Below are 8,652 nucleotides of genomic sequence, written 5' to 3'. Positions count from 1 at the left end.
TCGTGACGCTCTGCGTCATCCAGGGGTCTGCGTTATCAGGTGGATTGGGCTCGCCTTAAAACTCCAATTGCGCCGAGAACGCGACGGTGCGTGGGTCGCCCAGGTAGCTGCTGTTGAGCCAGTATTCCTTGTTGGTCAGGTTGCTGACGTTGACGCGCAGGGTCAGGTCGTTTTCTGCAAGGCGCAGGCGGTAGCGGGCTCCGGCGTCGAAGGTGGTGAAGGACGGCAGGTCGTTTTCGTTGCTTTGGTCGGTGTATTGTTTGCCGGTGTAGAACGCCCCGCCGGTCATGGCCAGGCCTGGTACCGGGTTGATGTCGTATTCGGCATAGACCTTGGCCAGTTGCTTGGCAACGTTGGTGGGTACGTTGCCTTCATCCGCCGCGACACCGGTTTTCTTGATTTTCGGGTCGAGCAAGGTAAAGCCGCCAACCACGGTCAGTTCCGGGATGACCTTGCCGGTGACGCTGAATTCCAGGCCGTTGTTCTCCTGACGTCCGTCCACGACGTAGATGTTCGAGGCAGTGGTGTAACCGTTGGGCTTCTCGATGTTGAACAGCGCCAGGGTCAGCAGGGTTTCGCCCAGCGTCGCCTTGGCACCGATTTCGTATTGCTCACTGATTTCCGGCGCAAACGCCTGACCGGCGTTGGCGGTTCCGCTAGGCGCGACGCCGCCCGATTGCAGGCCTTCTATATACGTCGCGTAGGTGGTCAGCCACGGCAGCGGTTTGTAGACCAGCGAGATGTTCGGCGAGGTCTTGCTCTCGTTGTAAGTGGTCTCGGTTTCGGCGGAACCGAACGCCTTGGCGTAGACGAACTCGTTGGCGTAGGTTTTGATCTGGGTGTTGGTCACACCCAGGATCGCCGACCACTGCTCATTGAAAGTAATGACGTCACCGATCAGGATGTTATTGCTTTCCGAGCTGTTGGCCAGGCGCTGGTCGCCATGCCCGATGGAGTACGCAGGCTTGCCGACCTGAGGCGTCTGGTCCAGCGGTATCGTGCCCACCGGCGAGGTGTATTGCGGGCCTGGCTGATCGGGCGTGTAGGGAATGTGATCCTCGTACTGCTTCTGGCGCGAGGTATTGCCCTGATAGCCCACGGTGACCTTGTGACCGATGAAGCCGGTATCGAACGCCGCATCGAGAAACAGCGAGCCGGTCTTTTCTTCGGTTTCAATCGGGGCGAAGGCATACAGCGGCTGCGAGTAAAGGCCCGCGCTGTAGACCGTTGGCCCGGTGTAGGTGTTCTCCGAGGTGTACTGCTGGGCCGCGAAGGCCGCACGCAAGGTGAAGGTGTCGTTCAAACGCCATTTGGCGCGCACGCCGGCCTTGTCGGACTCGTAGTCGGAAAACGACCACTTCTGGCTGTAGAGCTTGTCGTTGTCCAGCGATGCCGCGCTGGGGCGCAGGGACTGGTCACCGAAATACCAGTAACTGGTCAGGCCGCGAATTTCGGTCTTCTTGTGCGAAGCGTCGAACTGCACCAGCAGGTCGTCGGACACGTTCCAGTCCAGCGCCAGAGAAATCATCTCGCGACGGCGCTTGTTCAGATCGACGGCCGTTTCACCATCCTGGGTCAGCACATTGAGGCGATAGGCGAACTTGCCCTCGCTGTCGATCGGCCCGCCGAAGTCTCCATGCAGATAGTAATTCTCCCCCCCGGCATTGCCCAGGGTGACGCTGTTGTAGCGTTGATAGGTCGGGCGCTTGAGCACGTAGTTGACCAGCCCGCCCGGCGAAGCGGGGCCGTACAGGAAGCCGGTCAGACCGGTGATGACTTCCAGCTGTTCCATCTCCTCCATGTAGTTGCTGCCGTCGGCACCGTTGGTGAAACGCAGGCCATCATTGGCGATGTTCAGGCTGCCCGCGCTGCTGAAACCACGGATGTTGACGGCACTGGCATAACCGGCGCTGGTCGGCGAGTACATCTGGGTGAACGGGTTGTGCTTGATGACATCGTCCAGCGAGGTCGCCTGGATGTTTTTCAGCAATGCCTGGGGCGTGACACTGATGGAATAAGGCGTGTCCTGCAGCCGCATGCCACCCAGCGCGCCGACGCTGCTGACGTTCTCGCTGCGATAACCCGCTGCTTCCGAACCTTCAAGGGGCGTGCTGTTGGCGTTGATGTTCACGTCCGACAGGTTCAAGGCGTTCTGTTCCATGACCATCAGCGTGTAGGTCCCGGCGCTGCTCTGAACCAGTTGCAGGCCGCTGCCACGCAGGGCCTCGCGCAATGCCGTCGCCGCGTCGAAATTGCCTTTCACCGCCGAGCTGGTTTTGCCGGCAACCAGCGCCGGGTCAAGACTCAGTGCCAGACCACCCTGGCTGGAGATCCGATTCAGCGTGCTCGCCATCGGGCCTGCGGGCAGATCATAGGCAACCACGCTGGCCTGCTGCGCCGCCATCGACAGCGGGCTGGTCAGAGGCGTGCACAGGGCGATCGCCACGGCCAGCAGACTGGGACGCAGAAGGGTGTCTAACGAACGGGACATCGGGCAACTCCTGATGGAATACTTCTCAATGCCTGTTAGCCGGACGAACACTCGAAAGTAACAGGGCTGATTGAAAATAATTCCGTTTCAGGATTCAGCAGACTCGTAGCATCACTCCGGGATGATCTTCAGGTGCGACGTATCGGGCGCCTCCTGCGACTCGGATTTTTCGACCTGTCCCATGTCGCTGCCCACCGGGGCCAGGCTCAAACGCGAGAGATCCAGCAGCGGCGCAACCGGCTGGGGCTTGCCAGGCAGCAATTCGACGCCCGCTTCTGCGACCGAGTAATCCGGCGCATCGACGTCCACAAAAGCCGCCATGTAGGCGTCGCGCGGTTTGATCTGCAAACGCCCCGGACTGACCGGGGTCTTGCGCAACCAGTTCGGTGCGTCGGGCGGCGGCGCCAGTTCGACCTCTTCCATGGGCAATGGCGTATTCATTTCCAGCACACGCACCAGAGCACCCGCACGCTCAAGGGTGGCGCGATATTTCTCTGCCGTTGCGGCGTCGAGATTGTTTTTCAGAACCAGCCGGCGTCCCGAGAACAGGAGGTCCAGACGTTCGGCATCTGCATTGAACAGCTTGCCAAGGTTAGCCCTTACCTTCTCGGGTTGTGCTCCGGCGACCAGTTCGGCGCTGAAGACAATTTCGTAGAGATTCATGGAAGAAGACACCGATATGCACGTCAGTAAAAGTATGGCGAAGCGTCAGACAGCGCAATAAGCGCGTTGCCGTTGAACGTCGAGTTGGTAGACTCAGGCGTCAAAGGGAGCACATCCATGTTTTTTCAGGCGCACATTACAAGAATCATAAGCCTTGCGTTGATCCTGTTCGGGCTCAGCGGATGCTCGCTCCTGAGTTTTGACCGCGCTCAGGAACCGGAAGTGCATTTGCTGAAGGTCCAGGTGGTCAAGGCGAGGCTGACACAGCAGGATTTCAAGCTGTACTTCGAAGTCGATAACCCCAACGAAGACAGCTTGCTGGTACGTGGCCTGAAGTACAAGATCACCCTCAATGACATGGTCCTTGTCGATGACACGTTCAGTGACTGGTTTGTCGTCGACGGTAATAGCCGCAAAACCTTCGTGGTGCCGATTCGCACCAACCTCTGGCGCTATGCGCGGTACATCGCTCAACTGCTGAAAAAGCCTGATGAGCTGGTTCATTATCAGCTGGACGGCAAGCTCAAGACCGGCATCGTGTTCAGGCACAACGTGCGCATCGGCACATCAGGCGATGTGCTGCCGGAAGACCTGATCCAGCGCCGGTAATCATTCAGCCTATCCGCCCAGCTTGCCCTTGATCAGCTCCAGAAGAAACTTCCAGATGTCCGCGGCCCACAATGCCCGGTTGACGGCACTGATCAGCGCACCACCGAACGATCCCAGCAAAAACCCCACGCCTGTGGTGTTGCGCGGATCTGCGACGCCAAGGTAATCACTGGCGATGCCGGTGAGGAACACTGCACAGGCCACGCCGGTCACCAGAAAAACCAGCCAGGCACGCCAGTCGAGCAGACCTGCCTTATGCCACCAGCCAGAAATGATCGCACCCACCAGACCGGCTACCAGCCATTCGCCTCGGTCTGCCAAACCATTCAAGATATCCATCGGTTCTGACTCCGTTCAAGAAATACAGCCGTTCACGAACACAGAAAAATTCAGACACTGGGGGGCGTGCCGCGGACTGCTGCGGCGCCGGCACCGTTAGAAAACCGGAAAAATTAAGCATGCTTAAAACCACAAGCAAACGTATGCCAGCAACCCGCCGCGCTATCGGGCGAGCATCAGAGGCTTAAGGTCAGTTATCGATGTAGCGTTGCCAGCCAATCCTTACCGAACCGTCTGGCTGACGGTCAATCTCGATGCCTTCGGTCTCTTCGATTTCCTGCAGCACCACGTTCCAGCGGTCCACGGGCTCATCATCACGACGGGCGACGATGACCCACTGGGTCTTTTGAACATTCGGCGCGGAGACCAGCCGTTGAATGCGCTTGCCGATCTGTTCGTAGGAAGACCTGCCTGTCGATCCAGTATCATTGCCAGCCATGATAGCCTCCGAGGCATAACTGTATATAAATACAGTATTCCAGCTGTATGAACCTCGCAAGCATTTCGTAGGACGTTTCCTGCCGAGCATCTTTGGCGAAAAAGCCTGCAAGCCTTGTCACGCGAGGCTTACAGCTTGCCAGTCATCCTCACCGCTACGCCGATAATGCGACAGTCGGCACCGCATTCGATCATTTTGTACGCCGGGTTCAGAGGCTTCAGGTAGCGTGTGCCACCGTCCTCGACCAGCTTCTTGAACGTCGCCTCGTTGCTGGCGGGCAGCTTGGCGATCACCAGCTTGCCGGGCTGCACATCGGCCTCCGTATCCACCAGAATCATCATTCCTTCCGGCACGCTGACGCCGGTGGGCGCGGTCATCGAATCGCCCTTAACCTCCAGCCAGAACGCCGGCCCCTTGGAGTCGTAGTCGGAGATTTCATAGCGATCGGAAAAGCCGTCGGGATAAGGCTGAACCGCCTCTTCCCAGGAGCCTGCCGACACCCAGCTGATCACCGGATAGCGGAAGGACATTTTCGGCTGATCGATCAGCGCAACGTTGGCGTCGAAGGCAGGCGCCTTTTCCGGCCCCTCACCAATCGCCAGCCATTCGGCACGAAAGCCTGTGGCCCGGGCCAGTGCGTAAAGATTTTCCGGCCGCAGACTTTTGCTTTCCCCGCTGATCCATTGGGTAACGGCAGAGTTGGCCACACCGCACTGGGCGGCAATCTCACCTTTCTTCAGGCCGCTGGCGGCGATTGCCCTGGCGATACGTTCCTGTCGGGTCATGAATCGGCTCCGCACATGGTAATAAAGAATACTGAAAAATGCTCAACTGAGACTAAGCATACTTAAAAAATGGCGCTGTGCGAATCGCAATATGCCGATACTGCTTGGCCATGATTTGCGGGATAATGCGCGCCAGATTTAATTGCGGAGTAAAACCGATGAACCAGCAAGACCATGTGCATGGGCCCGATTGCAACCATGACCACGATCACCACGACCACCAGCACGGCCATGTACACGGTCCGAACTGCGGTCATGCCCACCAGGAGCCGGTGCGTAATACCCTTAAGGATGTCGGTCGTAACGATCCCTGCCCGTGCGGCAGCGACAAGAAATTCAAGAAATGCCACGGCGCGTAAGGCGCGTAGCATTCTGACGACGGCCTGCATTGCAGGCCGTTTTCATTTGAGTGTGCTGCATGCCTTCAATCAGTGACCTAAGGCATGTAGCCACTGGCTGCAATGTAGCGCAGAGCGTTGCGAACTAAAGGCGTCTGGCCAGCCTCTGCAAAATCCTGAAATAAACTAGTCCGTGCCGCTTGCGTGCGGCTTGCCTGCTCTCTAACGTAGCGACTTTTGTACGTTACCCCTCCAGGAGCTTGCCCATGGCCTCGCCAGCCCTTCGTCATTTTCTACCCCGATTCGGCGCTGCCGCCGCTGCGGCGAGCTTCCTGAGCCTTGCCGGCTGCCAGTTGGGCAGCGGCGATCCCGAGACCGTGCTGCCTGTTTCCGGGACGTTCCCGCTCAAAGGGCTGGCGCAAAATGTTTCGGTGCGCCGCAACACGATGGGCATGCCGCTGATAGAAAGCAGCAGCTACCACGATGCGCTGTTCACGCTGGGCTACGTTCATGCCGGTGATCGAATCAGTCAGATGCTCGGCATGCGCCTGCTGGCGCAGGGCCGTTTGTCGGAAATGGCCGGCGCGGATGCGCTGGACGTCGACCGCCTGATGCGCTCGGTGAACCTCAAGCAGAACGCCAGCGACCTGTACAACGCCGCGTCGCCACGCTTGAAACGCTTCTTCGATGTCTATGCGCGCGGCGTGAACGCCTACCTGTTCCGTTATCGCGACAAGCTGCCTGCCGATATCGCCAGTTCGGGTTACAAGCCGGAATACTGGAAGCCGGAAGACTCGGCGCTGATCTTCAGCCTGCTCAACTTCAGCCTGTCGGTCAACCTGCAGGAAGAGCTGTCGGCGCTGGTTCTGGCGCAGAAAGTCAGCGCGGACAAGCTCGCCTGGCTACTGCCGACCTACCCTGACGAAGAGCTGCCATTTGCCGAAGCCGACAAGCTCAAGGGCCTGAACCTGAACAATCAGGTCACCGGCCTGAGCGATCTGAACAGGATCGCCCTGCAGCTCTCGGACCTGAACATGCTCGGCGTTGCGGCCTCCAGCAACTGGGCCATCGCGCCACAACGCAGCCGAAACGGCAAGAGTCTGCTGGCCAGTGACATGCAGCTGCCTGCCGGGCTCAATTCTGCCTGGAGCTTTGTGCAGATCCGCGCACCGAAATACCAGGTGTCCGGTGTCACCATCGCCGGTATGCCGCTGGTGCTCAGCGGTTTCAACGGCAAGCTGGCGTGGAGCATGAGCAACGTCAAGGGCGACAACCAGGACCTGTTTCTGGAGAAGATCAAGCGCGAAGGCAACCGCGTCTCCTATATGGCTGACGGCAAATGGCTGCCAGCGGCGGCGCATCAGGAAACCTTTCTGGTCAAGGGTGGCAGCCCGCTGCGTGAAACCGTGTATGAAACCCGCCACGGCGCGCTGCTCAATGCTTCTGCAACCCCGCCCGGCAACGGTTTGAGCCTGGCGCTGCAAGTCCCGAACTTCAAGGACGACAAGAGCCTGGATGCATTCTTCGATCTGTCCCGTGCGCCCAACGTCGAGAAAGCCTTCGATACCAGCCGCGAGATTCGGGCGATCACCCTGAACATGATCTTTGCCGACGCCTCGAATATTGGCTGGCAGGTCACCGGCCGCTTCCCGAACCGGCGTGAAGGCCAGGGTCTGCTGCCTTCGCCGGGTTGGGAGGGCAAGTACGACTGGGACGGTTTCGCCGACTCGATGCTCCACCCTTATGATCAGGACCCGCGCCAAGGCTGGCTTGCAGCGGCCAACCAGCGCACGATCCCGAAAGGCTACGGCATGCAGCTCTCCAACTCGTGGGGATACCCGGAGCGCGCCGAGCGGATTGCCGAGCTGGCCAACGGTGGCAAGCAGGACCTGCGCAGCACCATCGCCATGCAATACGACCAGACCACCACGTTCGCCGCCAAGCTCAAGACCATGTTCCAGGCGCCCGGCATGAGCAAGCCGCTCGAGCAGGCCATCGATGCCCTGCCCGAAGCGGATCGCAACAAGGCCCGCGAAGCGTTCACGCGCCTGATGGCGTTCGATGGCAAGCTCAGTGCTACCTCGGCCGATGCGGCGCTGTACGAGCTGTTTCTGCAGGAAAGCGCCAAGCAGATTTTCCTTGATGAATTGGGTCCGGAAACCAGCCCTGCCTGGCAGGCACTGGTGGCCAACGCCAGCTCATCCTACTCGCCGCAGGCCGACCACCTGCTGGGGCGCGATGACAGTCCGTATTGGGATGACGTCAAAACCCCGCAGAAGGAAGACAAACCGGCCATCCTCGCGCGCAGTCTGGCGGCCGCCATCACCAGCGGCGACAGCCTGTTGGGCAGCGATCACAAGGCCTGGCAATGGGGCAAACTGCACCGTGACAACTGGGTCTCGACCAGCCCGCTGGCCAAGCAGTTGGGTGGTGGCGAGTTCAACCGTAGCGCCACACCAGCGGGTGGTGATCACACGACGCTGAACGCGTCCGGCTTCGAGTGGGGCAAGGGCTTCGACGCCCGCATGGCCCCTGGTCTGCGCATGATTGTCGACTTCAGCCTGGTCGAGCCGATGACCGGCCTGATCAGCACCGGCCAATCCGGCAACCCGGCCAGCCCGTATTACGCCAACAGCATCGAGCCGTGGCAGAAAGGCCAATACCAGTCGATTCCGGTGCAACAACAGAACTACGAAAAGGGCTACGGCAAACAGCGCCTGACGCTGACACCGGGCAAGTAAGCACCGAAAGGGAGCATGGGCACGAGGATGTTCTCCAGGACACCTATCGTTCCCACGCTCCAGCGTGGTAATGCCTTTCGTGACGCTCCGCGTCACACAGTTCTGCGATTCAGTGACATTCAGGCTCGGCTTGAGTCATCAATGTCCGGAAGAAACACCATCGTGCATAAAAGCGCTTTTCTGTCGCGATGGCACTGACGACGCAGAGTGCGACGTCAGTGACGGCTGAGTCCTGGCGCTGATCCGG

General features: G+C 59.4%; 8 protein-coding genes. 3 read left to right on the top strand and 5 right to left on the bottom strand.

All coding sequences use genetic code 11. The annotated features are described in order from the left end of the window. Positions 1-55 precede the first annotated feature (55 nt). Both GE543_RS25100 and GE543_RS25095 read right to left on the bottom strand, forming a co-directional pair. Entirely contained in the window at positions 56-2,491 is a 2,436-nt protein-coding gene (locus GE543_RS25100; RefSeq protein WP_153222609.1) for a TonB-dependent receptor, read from the bottom strand. A 111-nt stretch (positions 2,492-2,602) separates the two neighbouring features. After that, complete coding sequence (locus GE543_RS25095; RefSeq protein ID WP_153222608.1) at positions 2,603-3,154, bottom strand: hypothetical protein; 552 nt, start codon at positions 3,152-3,154, stop codon at positions 2,603-2,605. 117 nt (positions 3,155-3,271) lie between these two features. Between GE543_RS25095 and GE543_RS25090 the strand changes: the two genes are divergently transcribed. Then, positions 3,272-3,763: an LEA type 2 family protein gene (locus GE543_RS25090; protein WP_003412876.1), complete on the top strand. Its 492-nt coding sequence runs from the start codon at positions 3,272-3,274 to the stop codon at positions 3,761-3,763. A 9-nt stretch (positions 3,764-3,772) separates the two neighbouring features. Here GE543_RS25090 and GE543_RS25085 read toward each other — a convergent pair whose 3' ends face one another. The 3 genes from GE543_RS25085 to GE543_RS25075 all read right to left on the bottom strand — a co-directional run bounded on the left by GE543_RS25085 (position 3,773) and on the right by GE543_RS25075 (position 5,326). Further along, entirely contained in the window at positions 3,773-4,102 is a 330-nt protein-coding gene (locus tag GE543_RS25085) for a hypothetical protein (protein ID WP_003314406.1), read from the bottom strand. A 190-nt stretch (positions 4,103-4,292) separates the two neighbouring features. Further along, positions 4,293-4,541 carry a DUF1654 domain-containing protein gene (locus GE543_RS25080; protein ID WP_032699389.1) on the bottom strand — a complete coding sequence of 83 codons (249 nt, stop codon included), beginning with the start codon at positions 4,539-4,541 and terminating at the stop codon, positions 4,293-4,295. Between the two features lie 128 nt (positions 4,542-4,669). After that, positions 4,670-5,326: a LexA family transcriptional regulator gene (locus tag GE543_RS25075; RefSeq protein WP_003412879.1), complete on the bottom strand. Its 657-nt coding sequence runs from the start codon at positions 5,324-5,326 to the stop codon at positions 4,670-4,672. A 158-nt stretch (positions 5,327-5,484) separates the two neighbouring features. On the opposite strand from GE543_RS25075, the gene GE543_RS25070 reads away from it, so the two are divergent. After that, on the top strand, positions 5,485-5,685 hold the full coding sequence (locus GE543_RS25070; protein WP_003402305.1) for an SEC-C metal-binding domain-containing protein: 201 nt from the start codon (positions 5,485-5,487) through the stop codon (positions 5,683-5,685). A gap of 245 nt (positions 5,686-5,930) precedes the next feature. Further along, entirely contained in the window at positions 5,931-8,405 is a 2,475-nt protein-coding gene (locus GE543_RS25065; RefSeq protein ID WP_153222607.1) for a penicillin acylase family protein, read from the top strand. The last annotated feature ends 247 nt before the right edge of the window (positions 8,406-8,652 follow it).

The organism is Pseudomonas sp. SZ57 (assembly GCF_009495975.1).
GTDB lineage: Bacteria > Pseudomonadota > Gammaproteobacteria > Pseudomonadales > Pseudomonadaceae > Aquipseudomonas > Aquipseudomonas syringae.
The sequence above is the reverse complement of the archived record's forward strand: the minus strand, read 5'-3'. Positions and strand labels throughout refer to the sequence as shown.

What these genes read in the sequence shown, in the direction of transcription:
- GE543_RS25075 (WP_003412879.1), bottom strand. Translation starts at nt 5,326, where the DNA reads ATGACCCGACAGGAACGTATCGCCAGGGCAATCGCCGCCAGCGGCCTG.
- GE543_RS25080 (WP_032699389.1), bottom strand. Translation starts at nt 4,541, where the DNA reads ATGGCTGGCAATGATACTGGATCGACAGGCAGGTCTTCCTACGAACAG.
- GE543_RS25100 (WP_153222609.1), bottom strand. Translation starts at nt 2,491, where the DNA reads ATGTCCCGTTCGTTAGACACCCTTCTGCGTCCCAGTCTGCTGGCCGTG.
- GE543_RS25095 (WP_153222608.1), bottom strand. Translation starts at nt 3,154, where the DNA reads ATGAATCTCTACGAAATTGTCTTCAGCGCCGAACTGGTCGCCGGAGCA.
- GE543_RS25090 (WP_003412876.1), top strand. Translation starts at nt 3,272, where the DNA reads ATGTTTTTTCAGGCGCACATTACAAGAATCATAAGCCTTGCGTTGATC.
- GE543_RS25070 (WP_003402305.1), top strand. Translation starts at nt 5,485, where the DNA reads ATGAACCAGCAAGACCATGTGCATGGGCCCGATTGCAACCATGACCAC.
- GE543_RS25065 (WP_153222607.1), top strand. Translation starts at nt 5,931, where the DNA reads ATGGCCTCGCCAGCCCTTCGTCATTTTCTACCCCGATTCGGCGCTGCC.
- GE543_RS25085 (WP_003314406.1), bottom strand. Translation starts at nt 4,102, where the DNA reads ATGGATATCTTGAATGGTTTGGCAGACCGAGGCGAATGGCTGGTAGCC.